The sequence below is a fragment of the Arthrobacter sp. CMU6 genome (genome assembly GCF_059090205.1).
In genome coordinates this window covers 17,350-33,114 of sequence record NZ_JBNHFL010000017.1, presented here as the reverse complement: position 1 = coordinate 33,114, position 15,765 = coordinate 17,350, and the positions used below count along the sequence as shown (strand labels likewise).

General features: G+C 66.0%; 11 protein-coding genes. 7 read left to right on the top strand and 4 right to left on the bottom strand.

Annotation, left to right across the window (positions count from 1 at the left end; genetic code table 11):
- Positions 1 to 122: 122 nt before the first annotated feature.
- On the top strand, positions 123 to 1,166 hold the full coding sequence (locus AC5RWD_RS13245; protein ID WP_494020443.1) for a lactonase family protein: 1,044 nt from the start codon (positions 123 to 125) through the stop codon (positions 1,164 to 1,166).
- A 159-nt stretch (positions 1,167 to 1,325) separates the two neighbouring features.
- The gene (locus AC5RWD_RS13240; protein ID WP_494020442.1) at positions 1,326 to 4,193 is read left to right on the top strand and encodes an alpha-amylase family glycosyl hydrolase; all 2,868 of its coding nucleotides are present in this window, start codon (positions 1,326 to 1,328) and stop codon (positions 4,191 to 4,193) included.
- On the opposite strand, the gene malQ is transcribed toward AC5RWD_RS13240, so the two are convergent.
- Both malQ and AC5RWD_RS13230 read right to left on the bottom strand, forming a co-directional pair.
- Positions 4,190 to 6,436: a 4-alpha-glucanotransferase gene (malQ, locus tag AC5RWD_RS13235; protein ID WP_494020441.1), complete on the bottom strand. Its 2,247-nt coding sequence runs from the start codon at positions 6,434 to 6,436 to the stop codon at positions 4,190 to 4,192. The genes AC5RWD_RS13240 and malQ overlap by 4 nt on opposite strands.
- Before the next feature lie 213 nt (positions 6,437 to 6,649).
- Positions 6,650 to 6,988 carry a hypothetical protein gene (locus AC5RWD_RS13230; protein ID WP_494020440.1) on the bottom strand — a complete coding sequence of 113 codons (339 nt, stop codon included), beginning with the start codon at positions 6,986 to 6,988 and terminating at the stop codon, positions 6,650 to 6,652.
- A 206-nt stretch (positions 6,989 to 7,194) separates the two neighbouring features.
- Here AC5RWD_RS13230 and AC5RWD_RS13225 point away from each other — a divergent pair, with 206 nt between their 5' ends.
- Positions 7,195 to 9,837, top strand: coding sequence for a GH32 C-terminal domain-containing protein (locus tag AC5RWD_RS13225; protein ID WP_494020521.1), 2,643 nt, complete (start codon positions 7,195 to 7,197; stop codon positions 9,835 to 9,837).
- Between the two features lie 130 nt (positions 9,838 to 9,967).
- Here the strand turns inward: AC5RWD_RS13225 and AC5RWD_RS13220 are convergent, their stop codons facing one another.
- Positions 9,968 to 10,261 (bottom strand): putative quinol monooxygenase, encoded by a 294-nt coding sequence (locus AC5RWD_RS13220; protein ID WP_494020439.1) that lies wholly within the window; start codon positions 10,259 to 10,261, stop codon positions 9,968 to 9,970.
- A 106-nt stretch (positions 10,262 to 10,367) separates the two neighbouring features.
- Complete coding sequence (locus AC5RWD_RS13215; protein ID WP_494020438.1) at positions 10,368 to 11,366, bottom strand: LacI family DNA-binding transcriptional regulator; 999 nt, start codon at positions 11,364 to 11,366, stop codon at positions 10,368 to 10,370.
- Between the two features lie 164 nt (positions 11,367 to 11,530).
- On the opposite strand from AC5RWD_RS13215, the gene AC5RWD_RS13210 reads away from it, so the two are divergent.
- The 4 genes from AC5RWD_RS13210 (at position 11,531) to AC5RWD_RS13195 (ending at position 15,742) form a co-directional block, all read left to right on the top strand.
- On the top strand, positions 11,531 to 12,649 hold the full coding sequence (locus AC5RWD_RS13210; protein WP_494020437.1) for a substrate-binding domain-containing protein: 1,119 nt from the start codon (positions 11,531 to 11,533) through the stop codon (positions 12,647 to 12,649).
- Positions 12,650 to 12,788: 139 nt separating this feature from the next.
- Complete coding sequence (locus AC5RWD_RS13205) at positions 12,789 to 13,835, top strand: ABC transporter permease (RefSeq protein ID WP_102972837.1); 1,047 nt, start codon at positions 12,789 to 12,791, stop codon at positions 13,833 to 13,835.
- Positions 13,832 to 14,626 (top strand): ATP-binding cassette domain-containing protein, encoded by a 795-nt coding sequence (locus AC5RWD_RS13200; protein ID WP_494020436.1) that lies wholly within the window; start codon positions 13,832 to 13,834, stop codon positions 14,624 to 14,626. The genes AC5RWD_RS13205 and AC5RWD_RS13200 overlap by 4 nt, the downstream gene beginning before the upstream one ends.
- A 117-nt stretch (positions 14,627 to 14,743) precedes the next feature.
- On the top strand, positions 14,744 to 15,742 hold the full coding sequence (locus tag AC5RWD_RS13195; RefSeq protein WP_494020435.1) for a carbohydrate kinase family protein: 999 nt from the start codon (positions 14,744 to 14,746) through the stop codon (positions 15,740 to 15,742).
- Positions 15,743 to 15,765 lie beyond the last annotated feature (23 nt).

The window sequence follows — 15,765 nt, the reverse complement described above, 5'->3', positions numbered from 1 at the left end:
CCGGTAGTACTTGAATCTGACCCTGCGCTGGCACTTTTATTTCGTGCCCAGCAGTCAAATTGGCTCTGCAATAATCCATGCTATCGGACGCCGAATCCGGCAATTATTGGCAGGATGGAGCGATGACCCACGGCGAAAACCACACGCTCATCTGGACCGGCTCCTACACCGCGGACAGCGGCGGCCATGGTGCCGGGATCGGGGCCGTGTCGGCCAACGCTGATGGGACGCTCACCTGGCGCGGTACGGCGGCAAAGGCGGACTCGCCGTCGTTCGTTGCCGTGCACCGGCAACTGCCGGTGGTTTACGCCGTCGGTGAGAACGCCAGAACAGTCCAGGCATACCGGCGACGGGGAGAGTTCGGCCTCGAAGCCTTTGGCGAGCCCTGGGCGGCCGGCGAAGCTGCCTGCCACGTCACCGTCGATCCGCAGGGCAAATTCCTGGTTGTCGCCTGCTGGGGCGACGGCCAGGTGTTGCTGTACGAACTGACGGACGACGGCGGCATCGCCAGCCGCTTTCCGGCGGCGCCATCCAGCGACCCGCACCGGGACGACCGCCCCAGCCGCGCCCACGCCAGCCTGGTACTCGCTGACGGCCGGATCATGACCACCGATCTCGGCCACGACCTCCTCCGCGTCTGGAACCACGTTCCCCGGACAGGCCTGGTGCTGGACCATGAGGTGGTGCTTCCGAAGGACAGCGGTCCCCGCCACCTGGTGCAGCACCCCGATGGAACGGTGTTTGTGGTCTCCGAGTACTCGATCGAGGTTTTCGCAGCCCGGGCGGCCACGGAATCGGCGGAGTTCGAGCTCGCCGGCCAGGGTCCCGCCACGTCCGACGGCGCCAAGGACGGTGACTCTGCGGCCGAAATCGCCTTGTCGGCGGACGGGCGCTTCGCCTATGTAGGTGTCCGGGGGTCCAACCGCATCAGCGTGCTCGAGGTGACACCTTCGGCAGAGGGCCGTCTGCTGGTCCCGGTCGGCGACTTTGCCAGCGGCGGCGATTGGCCCCGCCACCACCTGGTCCGTGGAGGATGGCTTCACGTGGCCCACGAGCGGTCCCATGACATCACGACCTTCCAGTTGAACGCGCAAACCGGGCTTCCGGCAGGCCCTCTTCAGCGTCTCGTCGCGGGTTCCCCGACGGCCCTGATTGTGGCAAGCTAAACCGCAATCGACAAAGCCAATACAGGATTAGTCATTACCACTATGGCTCCGTCACAGGCGCTGTTGCGGTGATCTGTTCTGCCTTGGACGAGTCGGCACCCTAACGGATTCCGGGCTTCCACACCCGGACAAGCAACGTTGCTTCGCGGAAGGTCCAACATGTTCACCGTCCCTCGCCTGCATGCCCCGCGCCGCACCGGCAAGCCCATCAAGCCCACCAAGCCCGCCAGCGCAAGTCTGGCAGCATCCGCCGCGCTCCTGCTGGCAGCATCCGCCGCGCTCCTGCTGGCGGCATCGGCCCTGCCCGCGCAGGCAGCAACCCCAACAGCCCCGCCAGCCCCGGCACCAACCCAAGCGGCAGCCACCAACAAAACCCCGGCCCCGCCGTCGCACTCGGATAAAGCGCCTCATTCCCTCCGCACTCCCGTCACCGACGAGAACTTCTACTTCGTCATGGCCGACAGGTTCAGCAACGGCGACACCGGCAACGACGACGGCGGCCTGGGACCGGATCCGATGGTCTCCGGCTTCAACCCCACCCGCAAAGGCTTTTACAACGGCGGGGACCTGAACGGCCTGCTGGACAAGATCGACTACATCCAGGGGCTCGGAACCACCGCGATCTGGCTGACACCGAGCTTCAAGAACAAGGCGGTCCAGCCCGAGGACAATTCCGCCGGCTACCACGGCTACTGGGTCACGGACTTCACCCAGATCGATCCGCACCTGGGCACCAACGCCGAGCTGAAAGCGCTGATCGATGAGGCACACTCGCGTGGGATGAAGGTGTACTTCGACATCATCACCAACCACACAGCGGACGTGATCGGCTACAAAGAGGGCGCCCGCACCGGCTACGTTTCCAAGGACAAGGAGCCTTACCGCACCGCCTCAGGTGAGGTCTTCGATGACCGGGACTTCGCCGGCCGCACGGACTTTCCCGCGCTCGACGCCGAGACCTCCTTCCCGTACACGCCGGTGCTTGATCCGTCGGAACAGAACCTCAAGGTTCCGGCCTGGCTCAACAACCCGGCGCTCTACCACAACCGCGGCGACACCACCTTCGCCGGCGAAAACTCGTTCTACGGAGACTTCTTCGGCCTGGACGACCTGTTCACCGAACACCCGACGGTCGTGGCGGGCATGACGGACATCTACGAAACGTGGATCCGGGACTTCGGCGTGGACGGGTTCCGCATCGACACGATGAAGCACGTCAACGACGAATTCTGGCAGCAGTTCGGGCCAGAAGTCCTGGCCTACGCCAAGGAGCACGGCAAGGACGAGTTCTTCATGTTCGGCGAGGTCTTCGACACGTCCAAGAGCTTCACATCCCAGTTCACCACGCGCAACAAAATGCAGGCGGTCCTCGACTTCCCGTTCCAGGATGCGGCGCGCAATTTCGCCTCGAAAAGCCAGGACGCGACGCAACTTGAAGCCTTCTTCGCCGCCGACGACTGGTACACCGACACGGACTCCAACGTCTACCAGCTGCCCACCTTCCTCGGGAACCACGATATGGGCCGGATCGGCAGCTTCATCAGCACGGACAACCCGGACGCGGACGACGCCGAACGCGTGGCCCGCGATGAACTCGCCCACGAGCTGATGTACTTTTCGCGCGGAAACCCCGTGATCTATTACGGCGACGAGCAGGGCTTCACCGGGCCCGGCGGGGACCAGGACGCCCGCCAGACGCTATTCGCCAGCAAGGTGCCCGACTACCTCGACGACGACCTGCTCGGTACGGACAGCACCCACGCCGCCAACAACTTCAACACCGGGCATCCCCTCTACGCCAAGATCCGCGAACTCGCGCAGCTGACCAAGGAGCACCCCGCCCTGCGCGACGGCGCCCATCAGCACCGCTACGCCTCGGACGGGCCCGGCATTTACGCTTTTTCCCGCACGGATGCCGGGGACCAGCGCGAGTACGTGGTAGCGCTGAACAACAGTGAGGAGCCTCAGACCGCCACTGTTCCCACCTACATTCCCAAGCGCAAATACAGCCTCATCTACGGCGACGCAACCGAAAACTCCAAGACCTCAGCCGACGGCAAACTAGCCGTCACGGTGCCGCCGCTGTCCGCCGTCGTGTACCAGTCCTCCGGCCGGATCCCCCGCGAGAAGGCGGCGCCCGCGGTTGCACTGCAGGCGCCCGTTTCCGCTGCGGCTACCGCCACGTCCGCCGGGGACAATGGCCGCATCCAGGTGACGGCCGACGTCGGCGGCAATTCGTTCTACGAGGTCACCTTTGAGGCCAGGACGCCGGGCGGCCACTGGGAGCGCGTTGGCACAGATGACACCGCCCCCTACCGTGTCTTCCACGATGTCTCGGGACTGAACCCCGGCACTGCGGTGGAGTACAGGGCGGCCGTCCTGAACAACGCAGGCCGCACGTCGGTCAGCGCTCCCCGCTCCGCTGTGGTGCCGGACCCGATGCTGACAATCCAGCAGCCGGCCGAGGGCAGCACCGTCCAGGGGAACGTGGATCTGGTTGCCACGGCGGACCCGGAGAAGGCCAGCCACGTGGTGCGCTTTGAGCGCAGCATCGCGGGCGGGCCGTGGACCGCCATCGGCTCGGAAGATGACTCGTCGCCGGCCTACTCGGTGGCGGACGATCTGGCTGCACTGGACCTCGCCGACGGCACGGAGGTGCGCTACCGGGCAAGCCTCGACGGATCGAGTGTGGTGAGCAACGTCCGGACGGTGGTGGTGGGCGCCGCGCCGCAGCCCGACTCCGTCACTGTGGCGGGCAGCCTGAACAGCGAGATGGGCTGCCCGGACGATTGGCAGCCAGCGTGCGGGGCGGCCTTCATGGCCTTTGATCCGGCCGACCGCTTGTGGAAGTTAACTGCTGACCTTCCAGGCGGGCAGTACGAATTCAAGGCGGCCATCAACGGCTCCTGGGATGAAAACTACGGCCAGGATGGCGCCCCGAACGGTTCCAACATCGTGCTGAACCACGACGGCGGCCCGGTCACCTTCCGGTATGACCACACCACGCACGTGATCACAGCCGGCTAGGCCCGCATGGCCTCCTCGACGGCGGCGAGCAGGGAGTTGAACCTGTCGTCGCCCTCGAGGTCGTCGATCAGCACGGGGTCTCCGTCGGAGTTGGCCAGCGGCACCTGCCAGTTTGGGTACTGCGCGGACGTGGTGCCGGGCTGGTTCTGTACCCTGCGTTCGCCGACAGCGTCCACGAGCGCCACCCCGAGAAGGACTGACGGGGTCTGCGCGAGCAGCCGGTGCAACGCCTCGATGCGTTCCTGTTCGGAGCCGGCGTCGCTGGATGAAAGGAGGCCCCGCTGCCGGAGCAGATCCATCATTTTCTCCAGCTTGGCATTGTGATCCAGGCGCTCCTCCTCGGCGGAACGCTCAAGCAGCCCTAACGCGTTCCGCAGCGTCACGTGGTCGCCGGCGAGGTAGCCGGCCGTGGGCGGGAGGTCGTGCGTGTTCACGCTGGAGAGCGCCTGCAGCCGGTACCGCTCGGGCGGCAGCGGGGCGTCGCCGTCGTTCTCAAACCACAGGATCGAGGTGCCCAGGATGCCCCGCGCGGCCAGGTAGTCCCGGACCCACGGCTCGAACGTGCCCAGGTCCTCGCCGATCACAACGGCGCCGGCACGGTGAGCCTCCAGGGCGAGGATGCCGATCATGGCGTCGTGGTCGAACCGGACGTAGGCGCCGTCCACCGGCGAGTTCCCCTCAGGCACCCACCAGAGCCGGAAGAAACCGAGGATATGGTCCACCCGGATGCCTCCCGAATGCCGCAGCACCGTGGCGAGCATCTCCCGGAACGGCTTGTAGCCGGCCTCGGCGAGGCGGGTGGGGTGCCACGGCGGCTGGTGCCAGTCCTGACCCAGCTGGTTGTACATGTCCGGCGGCGCGCCGACGCTGACGCCGGGTGCGAGGACGCCGCGCAGCGTCCAGGCGTCGGAACTCTGGAGGTCCACGCCGACGGCGAGGTCGTTCACCACGCCCAGGCGCATGCCGGCGTTGCGGGCGGTCTGCTGGGCGGATTCAAGCTGCTCGTCGCAGAGCCACTGCAGCCAGCGGTGGAACTCGATCCGTTCCGCCAGTTCTCCCCTGAGCTCCTCCGCCAAAGGCGAGCCGAGCGCGGCCGCAGGGTCGGTCCAGAACGGGTCATCGGCGTCGAGGTCCTCACGGATGGCGCACCAGAGGGCAAAGTCATCCAGGCCGGTGCCGGCCCGGCGGCAGTAGTCCTCGAACGCGAGCTGCCGCGACGGCGAACGGGGAATGCCAAAGATCAGCTCCAGCACTGCCAGCTTGGCGGAGTAGACCTTGTCCCGGTCAAGCCGCGTGGCGTCCTTGTTCAGCTTCCTCGCCTGCTTCATCAGGGCGTGGACGAGCGACTGCTTCTTCGGCTTCAGGTAGGCCAGTTCCGGGATGGCCTCGATCCGCAGGTACAGCGGGTTGAAGAACCGGCGGGTCGACGGTGAATACGGCGACGGTTCCAGGGGCGGCACCGGATCGGCGGCGTGAAGGGGATTCACGAGCACGTAGTCGGCCCCGCGTGCGCCGGCAACCGCTGCAAGCTCGGCGAGGTCGGCAAAGTCGCCCACACCCCAGGACCGCTTGGAACGGACGGAGTACAACTGCGTCGCGAGCCCCCAGCCCCGGCGCTGCTCAAGGTCGGCTGCCGTGGACAGCCGGTCGGGGGTCACCACCAGAGTGGCATGGGCAACCACCCCGGCCGCCTCGGCACGCAGCGTGTGCCATCCCAGGCCGGTATTCTGCGGCACGGCGAAGGTGGCCCGGCCGGTCAGAATGCCGTCCACTTCCCGGGGCTCCACCCAAACGTCTTCCTGGACGGCCTCCAGCTCGCGTCCGTCCTCGGTGGTGGCCCACAGGCGGACGGCCGAACCGTGCGGGACATGGACGAACACCTGCCCCGGTGTCCCCTCCTGAATCACGACGGCGGGCGGCAGCATCCGGCGCCACGGCGCCAGTTCCGCCTCGGCCAGTTCGTGTTCGATGAGCTGATCGGTATGGGCGTGAACGCCCAACGCGGCCAGGACGCGGATCAGGGTATCGGCAGCGACCTCATGCGGTTTCCCGTCCCACCCCTGGTAGGTCGTTCCGACGCCGTAGGCCTCCGCCAGCCACCGCAGCAGCTCGGGATTGACTGCGCTGTTGGCTGCTGGCGCCTCATTGCCCAGCGGCGTTTCAGAAGAAGAAGGTTCAGGAGAAGAGTTTGCAGGGAAAGGTGTTTCAGGGGAAGTCGCGTGCTGCTGGCTGGGAGCCTTCATATGTCCGCCTCGTCTGCTGTAATCGGCCCGGAACTAACACTGCTGCCCGTTGCGGCCGGTCGTGTTCAGCGCCCCCGCAACTGCTGGTTCCGATTATTGCAGGCCGCGCTCACCGACCGGGGCCGGCCGGGGACCAAGCCCCTGGAAGTCGTGCCCGCTTATGATCGGCCGGGTGACGGTCCGACTGGCTGATGGCCTTTCGGCGGCCGAGCCTCAGGCGGCAGCGCAGGCCTTCTGAAGCTCACGGACAGAATCGCTGGGAACCTTGTCGCCGGCCTCGGCGATCGCCTTCAGGGGACCGGTGATTTCCGCGGGCACGCCGGCCGTTTCGGCGCCGGCAACAAGACCTGCGAGCGCAGCCTTGTCCGAGGCGCTCACCAGGCCGTCCTCGATCAGGGTGCAGATCTGGCCTTTCACCTGTTCGGCCGCAGTGTTGGCAACCTGGGACACCGCCGAGCTCGCTGCATTCTGGGCTGCTTCCTCGGCCTGGGCGCAGGCCGAGAGCAGGACGAGGACAGGGAGCATGGACATGGCAAGGAGGCTGCGTTTCATGATCCCACCCTAACAATGGCACCTCCGGCGAACCCCGCCTGACAACGGTGTCCGCAGAACAGCTCCACGAACAGCATGTCAATTTGCCGCCGTCGGATCCGTTGACTTGTCTTGCGGACATCCCCTAGCGTTCCAGTCACTGACAACGTTGTCTACCCGCGTTAAGGTGGGTAAAGGCACGCGCGATGAAGGGCGACACCAGCACTATGCAGCAGAGAAAATTCGGCAGACTACAGCTATGCACCGCTCTGACCGTGGCCGGCTTCAGCCTGGCCACGGTACTCGCCGGAGCAGGGACGGCAACGGCGGCGGGCACTGCCGGCGACGAGCAGTTTCGGCCGGCCTACCACTACACGCCGCAGCAGAACTGGATGAATGATCCCAACGGGATGGTGTTCTACAAGGGCGTCTACCACCTCTACTACCAGCACAATCCGTCCGGGAACCAGTGGGGCAACATGTCGTGGGGACACGCCACGTCAACAGACCTGGTGCACTGGCAGGAGCAGCCCCTGGCCATCGCTACCGACGACCAGCAGGACATCTTCTCCGGCAGCGTGGTGGTGGACAAGAACAACAGCTCCGGGCTGGGCACGGCCACGAATCCGCCGCTCGTGGCAATCTTCACCAGCGCCTACAAGGATGCCTCGCCGTACAAGGGGCTGCAGGCCCAATCCCTGGCATACAGCCTGGATGAGGGCCGGACATGGACCAAGTACAGCGGCAACCCGGTACTCAACCGCAACTCGGCGAACTTCCGCGACCCAAAGGTGTTTTGGTACGACTCCCCCGGCGGAGGCGGCTACTGGGTAATGGCCGCCGTCGAGGCCACCGAGCACAAGGTGGTGCTGTACAAGTCCGGCAACCTCAAGGACTGGACGCAGCTCAGCGAGTTCGGCCCGGCGAACGCCACGGGCGGGCTCTGGGAATGCCCGGACCTGTTCCCGCTCGCCGTTGACGGCGACCCCGCGAACGTCAAGTGGGTGATGGTGGTCAACATCAACCCGGGGGGCGTGGCCGGAGGCTCGGCAGGGCAATATTTCGTGGGCCATTTTGACGGCACCACGTTCACCTCGGAGACGACGAAGGCCGTTGACGCACTGCCCGCGGGCACTCCCCTGGCAGGCTTCAACGACGGCACGTACAACGGCTGGACGGTGAACAACGAACCGGGCAACCCGAAGGACGGCCCGTTCGCCGGGGCGCCCGCGGCCGGGACCCTCACGGGGCAGAACGCCGTCACCGGATTTGCTGGCGCCGGCCTGATCAATTCATTCACCGACGGCGACTGGCCGCTGGGCTCGATGACCTCGCCGCAGTTCACCGTGGACAGCGATTACCTCAACTTCCTGGTGGGCGGCGGACAGCATCCGCGGGTCTCTGACAAGCTGGACAACACCCCACCGCCCGGGGACCTGTTGTTCAACGGCTTTGAGGTACCGGACGGCTCCACGCTGGCGGACGCCGGGTGGACAGGCACCGGGGATCTGGCACCGGCGTTCCAGCCGGCAACCTCCGGCGGCGACTTCTATATCGGCGCCAAACGGATCAATACCTTCGACACGGGAGGCGCGCCCGGCGATGACAGGCAGGGAATCCTGACATCGCCGTCGTTCACGGTAAACCGGAACTTCATGAGCATGCTGGTGGGCGGCGGACACCGCACGGCAGGCTCCGGGCAGACGCTGGAAGCCCAGCTGCTGGTGAACGGCAACGTGGTCCGCAGCCTCGCCGGCGATGACGCCGGAGCCTTGAACTGGAAGGGCTGGGACGTGTCCGACTTCGCCGGGCAGCAGGCACAGCTCCGGATCGTGGACCAGGCCACCGGGGGCTGGGGACACCTCACCCTGGACCACATCATGCTGACGGACCAGGCCGCCGTGCCCCGTTCGGATGAAACCACCGTCAACCTCGTGGTGGACGGCAAGGTGGTCAGGACGGCCACCGGGGCTAACAGCGAGGTCCTGGACTGGGCGTCGTGGAACGTTTCCGAGTTCAGGGGGCGGCAGGCGAGCATCCGGGTGGTGGACAACAACCGGTTCGGCTGGGGCCACATCCTGGCAGATGAGTTCATCGCCTCGCCGCGGCCGGCCACGCCGCGCGTCCAGACCTACGACTGGCTGGACTACGGCCGGGACTACTACGCGTCCGTGTCCTTCAACAACATGCCCCAGGACAAGCGCATCATGCTCGGCTGGATGAACAATTGGGACTACGCCAACAGCATTCCAACCTCACCGTGGCGCAGCGCCATGTCCCTCCCCCGCGAAGTGGCCCTGACGCAGACGGCCGGCGGCCCGCGGCTGACGCAAAAGGCAGTCCAGCAGGTTGATGGCCTGGGTACCAAGGAAAGCTACACCGAAAAGCGGGCCCGGAACATTCCCGCCGGCACCCACGCACTGCCGGCTGCGGGCTCGGGCGACGTGCAGCGGATCGACATGACGTTCTCCCCCGGATCAGCGTCCAAGGCCGGGATCACCGTGCTGGGAAACGGCAACAAGTCGACGGTCATCGGGTACGACAAGGCAGCCGGAGAGCTGTACGTCGACCGGAGCAACTCCGGCAGCACTGACTTCCACCCGCTCTTCGTTTCGGTGGATTCCGCCCCCGTGACCGTGGACGCCAGCGGCAACGTGACGCTGCGCATCTATGTGGACCGGTCCTCCGTGGAGGTGTTCGCCCAGAACGGCCTGCGGACCATCACGGACCAGGTCTTCCCTGAACAGGGAGCCGACCAGGTGGCGCTCTTCGCCGAAGGCGGCACCGCACGGCTGAAGTCGCTGTCTGTCACGCCGCTCAGCCGGTCCATGTTCCAGACGGCGCAAGTGCCCACCAAGAACAGGAGGTAAGCACAGGCGTCGTCGAAGACAGGCGCACGGAAGGCCGGTGTCCGCAGAATGTGCGGACACCGGCCCTCCCCGTCCCTGCGCGCGGTCACCTTCGCGTTGCGCGACTGGCGAACTGGCGAACTGGCCGGGTTTAATGGACCGGCTGCAGCCAGGTCAGCACCGACCCGTCCTCCTCGATATGGTCCGCGAGCTCCCCGTTGAACCGGGCGCCGTAGTCCGCCGTGATGTGCTCCTGGAATGCTGCATCGTCGCGATACACCTCGAAAACGAAGTACTCCCGGGGGTTGCGTTCCCGGGTGTACGGCAGGAACAGCTGATTGCCGGGCTCGTTGCGCACCTGCTCGGTGAGTTCGCGCATCATTTCGGCAACCCGTGCTTCGCTGCCGGGCTTGACGGTGAATTCGGCGTAGAGCGTCTTGGTCATGATTCTCCTGTCGGGGTGGGTGTTGAGAGGGTCCGGAACTGGGCTGAACGGTCGGTCATTCCCGCGGGTGGTTCACTCCTGTAGGCGGTTCATTCCGGTGGGCGGTTCATTTAGGCGGACGCAGCTCGCCGGACCCGCGGGTAATGAGCTCGGAGGGGACGACGTAGGTCTGCGCCGCGCTCTGGTCGCCGTCGATCCGGGCCAGCAGGCGTTCGGCGGCCAGCTTTCCGATCCGGTCGGGATGCTGGGCAATCACGGTAACCCCTGGCTCCATCATGTCGGCCAGGGTGAAGTCGTCGAAGCCGACGAGGGCAACGCGCTTGCTGGCGCCAAGCTCTTTCAGCGCCCGCATAACGCCGAACGTGACGAGGTTCTGGCTGGAGAAGATGGCCGTGGGCGGGTCCTCCGATGTCAGCAACCGAAGGGCGGCCCGCCTCGCCGAATCCTCGTCGTGGAGGCCTTCGAGCACCGGAACCGAGGAGGTCGCGATGCCCGCCCTGCCGACTTCTTCGATGAAGCCGCGACGGCGTTCGCGGGCGGTCTGGATATCTGTGCGGTCACCGAGATAGGCGAGCTTCGTGTGGCCCTGTGCGATCAGGTGGCTGGCGGCCATGGCTGATCCGACCGCGTTATCCGTCACCACTGCGTCTGCCTCGATGCCCACGGGTTCACGGTCGATGAAGACCATGGGCAGGTCGCGTGAGTGCTCCGGGATGACGTAGGACTGGCTTTTTGCAATGGGCGTGAGGACCAGGCCGTCCACGCGTCTGCCCAGGAAGGCGGCAACCAGGGCTTTCTCCCTTTCGGGGTCATCGTCGAGGCTGGCGGCGAAGACCGCAATGCCCCGGGCGGCCAGGGAGTCCTCCAGGGCGCGATGAATCTCACCGCTGAAGGGATTGGACACGCTTGGCAGCAGGAGACCGATGGAAAGGGTCCGGCGGCCGGCCCTGCGAAGGCTTCCCGCTGCCATATCCAACTGGTAATTGAGCTGCTGCGAAGCGCCGAGAACGCGCTGGCGGGTCGCCTCTGACACTCCCGGTTCATCGTTCATCACCCGGGAGACGGTCTTGATGCCGACGCCGGCCAGTGCCGCTACGTGGCGCATCGTAGGCCGGTTCTTTGCCGTATCAGGCTGGTAACGATTAGACATCGTTGTCATAAATTGGTCCTTCATCATCCGATTTCTCTTGACTGTACCTTGTGATCTTGATTACATGATGCATGACATCGTTGTCAGGCACCAGAAGTGCCATGAAACCAGGAGATTCAATGTTGAGTTCCAAAGCCCCGCGGACAGTCACCCACCGCCTGCTTGCCATCGGTGCAGTCCTGACCCTCGGCACGCTCAGCCTCACCGCTTGCGGCGGGAGTTCGCCAAGCACCTCGTCAGCCGGAAGCTCTTCGGCCGAGAAGGTCGGTGTGTCCCTGATCGTCAAGACCACCTCTAACCCGTTCTTCGTTTCCATGCAGGACGGCGCCAAGAAGGCCGCCGAAACCGACGGCGTGGACCTCAAGCTCGCAGCAGGCAAGGCTGACGGCGACGAAGAGACGCAGATCCAGGCGATTGAAAACGCAATCTCCAAAGGCGACAAGGGCATCCTCATCACGCCCAACGGCCCTTCAGTCGTCGATGCGCTGAAAAAGGCCAAGGACGCCGGACTGTTCGTCATTGCCCTGGACACCCCGCCGGACCCCGCTGACGCGGCCGACATCACCTTCGCCACCGACAACTTCGCCGCCGGTGAACTGATCGGCAAGTGGACCGCCGCGCAGCTTGGCGGGAAGAAGGCCACCATCGCGTTACTGGACCTTTTCGATGACAAGGTCGTCTCGGTGGACTACAACCGGGACCAGGGCTTCCTCACCGGCCTCGGCATCGACACCGCGGACAAGAAGAAGAACGGTGACGAGGCCAAGACCGGCAAATACACCGGAGGCAAGGGCGGCGACTACGAAATCGTGGGCAGCCAGGCAAGCCAGGGCGCTGAAGACGGCGGCCGGACCGCGATGGAGACCCTGCTCGCCAAGAACCCGAACGTCAATGTGGTCTACACGATCAACGAACCAGCTGCGGCTGGCGCCTTCGAGGCACTGAAGTCTGCCGGCAAGGAAAAGGACGTGCTGGTGGTCTCGGTGGACGGCGGCTGCTCGGGCGTCAACAACGTGAAGGCCGGCGTGATCGGCGCCACTGCCCAGCAATACCCGGTGAAGATGGCGGAACTGGGCGTCAAGGCCATCGTTGAGCTGGCCAAGACCGGCAAGAAGCCGGCCAACTCACCAGGACTGGACTTCTACAACACCGGCGTCGAGCTCGTCACGGATAAGGCCGTCGACGGCGTCAAGAGCATCACCACGTCCGAGGCCTCCAAGATCTGCTGGGGCAAGTAACCCCCCGCACCGCGGGAGAGCGCTGAAGATTCAGTACTCTCCCGCGGTTCACAGCAGGAGAATTAACTGCAGAAGCAGCAGCCGCCGCAGCAGCCCACTCGAACCAGCCCCACCAGGACCTTGAAGTTCAGGAGCAACAGTGACCCAGCAACAGACCGCCGGACCGCCCGCCGCAGGGCATGCAGACCCGGCCGAGGAATTCCTCGACCGTCAGACCCCGCTCAGCCGAATCCGCAACATCCTCCACCGCTATCCCGCGCTCAGCCCGGCCATTGTCCTGCTTGTTGCGGTGGTGGTCTTCGGGCTCCTCAATGAGAGGTTCCTGCGCGTCGAGAACCTGTCCCTGATCACCCAGCAGGTCTCGGTGGTGGGAACCCTCGCGATCGCCCAGACCCTGATCATCCTCACCGCCGGAATCGATCTCTCGGTGGGCGCCGTCATGATCCTCGCATCCATGGTGGTGGCACAGCTGGCCGTCGGCAGCGGCACACCCGCTCCGCTCGCTCTCCTCCTCGGCCTCATCGTGGGCCTGGCAGCCGGTGCGCTGAACGGTTTCCTGGTCACCAGGTTCCGGCTCCCCCCGTTCATCGTCACGCTGGGAACGCTGAACATCTTCATTGCCGTAACGCTTCTCTACTCCGGCGGCTCCACAGTTCGCGGCTCGGCCATGCCCGGCCTGCTGACATGGATGGGCAGCACATTCCCGGTCGGACCCGTGCGGATCTCCACTGGCGTGGTCATGATGCTCCTGCTCTACATTGCGGTCGCGTTCATCCTCGGAAAGACCGCCTGGGGCCGGCACGTCTACGCGGTGGGCGATGACAAGGAAGCCGCCCGCCTGGCCGGCATCCCGGTGAACCGGGTTCTGATGAGCGTTTACCTCGCAGCCGGGGCCGTGCTGGCCATCGGCGCGTGGATCCAGATCGGGCGCACGAACGCAGCCAGCCCCAACGCCGGCGTGGACCTGAACCTCGACTCCATCACCGCCGTCGTCATCGGCGGAACCAGCCTCTTCGGCGGCCGCGGCTCCATCTGGGGCTCCCTTCTCGGCGCACTGATCGTCGGCGTGTTCCGCAACGGCCTGTCCCTGGCCGGCCTCGACGTGCTCTACCAGACCCTCGCCGTCGGCGTCCTCATCATCCTCGCTGTGTCGATCGACCAGTGGATTCGAAAGGTGAAATCATGACCGCCACAGAATTCCAGCCGGCCAAGACCGAAGTCCGCCAGCCGATCCTGCAGGCCAGGAACCTCGTCAAGACATTCGGACGAGTCGTGGGCCTGGACGGCGTAAGCCTGGACCTGTACCCGGGCGAAGTCCTGGCGATCATCGGCGACAACGGCGCAGGAAAATCCACGCTCATCAAGTGCCTCACCGGCGCCGAGGTACCGGACTCCGGCGAACTGAAGGTCTCGGGCCAGACCGTGCACTTCAAGCGGCCGCAGGACGCACGCACCCACGGGATCGAAACCGTCTACCAGAACCTCGCGGTGTCACCGGCGCTGGACGTCGCCTCCAACCTGTTCCTGGGACGTGAGGAACGGCTTCCCGGCCCGCTGGGCAAGCTCTTCCGCGTCCTTGACACCAAGGGGATGCGCCGCAAGGCCAAGGAGGAACTGACCCGGCTGGGCATCTCGACGCTCCAGGACGTGACAGTCCCGGTGGAGAACCTGTCCGGGGGCCAGCGCCAGGCGGTGGCCGTGGCCCGCGCCGCGGCGTTCGGCTCCAAGGTGGTTGTCCTGGACGAGCCGACGGCGGCACTTGGCGTGCGGGAGTCGAACCAGGTCCTGCAGCTGGTCCGGGACCTTCGCGACCGCGGACTGCCCGTGATCCTGATCAGCCACAACATGCCGCACGTCTTCGACGTCGCCGACCGGATCCACATCCAGCGGCTCGGAAAGTGCGCGGCCACCATCACGCCGCAGTCGCACAGCATGACCGACGCCGTGGCCATCATGACGGGTGCCGCCACAGCCTGACCCGGCAGCGCCACCCCAAACCCAGCCTCACCAACCAGCGCCACCCAGAACCAGCACGTCACCACCTCCGTCCGCGGGCCGGCTTCGGCCCGCGGACGGCTCTCTGAAAGGCCCACCGTGATCCCAACCTCCAACCCCGGAACCGCCAACGCAGGAACTGCTGACTCAGCAACCCGCGCAGCAACGCCGGAAGTCATCGTCATCGGTGAAGCGCTGGTGGACGTCGTCGCCTCCGCGGAAGGTACCGTCGAGCATCCGGGCGGATCGCCGTCGAACGTTGCCTACGGGCTGGGCCTGCTCGGCATCCGGACCGCGCTCCTCACCTCAATCGGCGACGACGACCGCGGCCGGGCGATCGAGGCGCACCTGCACCGCGCCGGCGTCGTGCTCCTGCCCGGCTCCAGGACGGCGGGCAGGACGGCCAGCGCCACCGCGACGCTGGCCGCAGACGGCTCCGCCAGCTACGACTTCGACATCCGCTGGGACTTGCCGCCCGTGGCCCCGCCGTCCCTCCCCAAAGTGCTCCACACCGGCTCGATCGCGACCTTCCTGGCTCCGGGCGCGGCAGCAGTCAGGACCCTCCTGGAGCAGTCGCACCGCGAATGCGTGGTCACCTACGATCCCAACATCCGCCCGGCACTCCTCGGCAGCCAGGCTGAGGCCCGGACCATCTTCGAGGAGCTGGTCCCGCTCACCGACGTGGTCAAACTGAGCGACGAGGACGCCCGATGGCTGTACCCGGACCTGCAGCTGGAGGAGACCGCGGCACGGATCCTCCAGCTCGGCGCGGGGCTGGCGGTGGTCACGCGCGGGTCCGAGGGCTCGCTGCTGGCCACTGCCGACCTGCAGCTGGTGGTGCCGGCAGTCCGGTCCGCCGTGGCCGACACCATCGGAGCCGGCGATTCCTACATGGCGGCACTGATCTACGGACTGCTGGCGCGGGGAACCGATGGCCTGGCGCCGGCCGTGCTAGAAACGCTGGGACGCACCGCCTCCAAAGCTGCCGCGATAACCGTGCGCCGTCCCGGAGCCAACCCGCCGACGGCGGCCGAACTTTTGGCGGACCTGCCCGAGGACACGGTCCCCGCGAGCGCGGCGTCCGCCGTCCTCGCCTAGGGGAATCACGCCGTCGCCTAAGG